Annotated in this window: 2 pseudogenes; one reads left to right on the top strand and one right to left on the bottom strand. The window is 71.3% G+C overall.

Annotated features, from left to right (window positions below):
* Positions 1-202 (top strand): annotated as a pseudogene (locus FMEAI12_RS40275) (hypothetical protein); the annotation flags it as partial.
* Here FMEAI12_RS40275 and FMEAI12_RS29225 read toward each other — a convergent pair.
* Positions 121-615: pseudogene (locus FMEAI12_RS29225) on the bottom strand (FadR/GntR family transcriptional regulator); the annotation flags it as partial. The pseudogenes FMEAI12_RS40275 and FMEAI12_RS29225 overlap by 82 nt on opposite strands.
* Positions 616-1,251 lie beyond the last annotated feature (636 nt).

Below are 1,251 nucleotides of genomic sequence, written 5' to 3' on the forward strand. Positions count from 1 at the left end.
CATGGTCACCGCCGGCAGCGTCGGCCGGAACCCGGCCGAGGTGCTGCGCGTACTCGACGCGCTGCAGACCGACGAGCTGTGCCCGTGCAACTGGCAGAAGGGAGAGGCCACCCTGGGTGCGGCGGCGGGTTCGAGCAGGGTGTGGGCGGTGTGGACGTCGGCGAGGGTGGTGTGGCGGTGTTCGAGGACGAGGCCGGCGTAGCGGGCGGCGACCTGGCCGTCGGGGGGTTGGACGCGGGCGCCGCCGTGGGCGCCGCGGCGGACGGAGATGAGGGCTTCGGATTCGAGGACGCGGAAGGCTTCGCGCAGGGTGGGGCGGGAGACGCCGAACTGTTCCATGAGGACGGCTTCGGGGGGTAGGGCGTCGCCTTCGACGAGCTCACCACGGACGATCTGGCGGCGGAGCTGGGCCGCGACGAGCTCGGCGGTCTTGGGCACGCGGACCTGCTGACCGACCTTGTTCTCGGGGAGCAGCGGGATCCGCGGTGGGCCGGCGGATCCGGCGCCGGATCCGCCGGACGCGGCCGTGACGGCACCCTCGCCGCCGCGCCGTGGCACCCGCAGCGCGTGCCCGCTGCGGGACGTGCTCACATTTGCCGGATTCAGTAACGCCATGATGATGGTCCCCCAGTTCCTCAAGCTGCCGGTGCCCGCTCGTTGTCGCGGCCGGCGGCATCCGTGTTGCCCTTGTCCACGCTCGTCGTCGGCGGTCGGCTCCGCCGGGAGGACCCGTCGGTGCCCGCCGCTGCCCGTCGGTGAGGCGATCCCGGTTGACCTGGCACCGTTGCGACCTGCGACTGTTGCTCAACTCCGACTACAAGGCGTGCTTGCGAAGTTGCATTGTGGCATCAGATGGACTGCCTGGTTGGGCTGGGAGGAATCAGACCACGGTGTAAACCAAAGATGGCTTGGCTCAATGGGGCGTCATGGTTACTCAAAGTGCTGAAGTGAGGATGCTCAGACCTTGTCGCCGCCGCGCCGGTGGGAGTCCGGTCAGCGGCCGGATCTGCGTGTTCTCCGGCCGTGGCGGTGCGATCCGGTGCCGGGGCGGTGTCCCGCGGCCCGTGGGCGGGAGTCTCTCGCGATCACGCTCGGTCGCCGGTCGGCAACCAGGGAGACCACGGCGAGTCGCGGCCGTCGCCGGCCGCGGGTGGCCCCGGACATGAGGTTGGCCCGGTGCCGCGGTCGGGGGGACCGCGACACCGGGCCTCGGTGAATATCAGCTGGGGGATGGCGGGCAGGGTGGGCGGG

Origin of the sequence: Parafrankia sp. Ea1.12 (assembly GCF_900465275.1) — a bacterium.
GTDB classification, from domain to species: domain Bacteria; phylum Actinomycetota; class Actinomycetes; order Frankiales; family Frankiaceae; genus Parafrankia; species Parafrankia soli.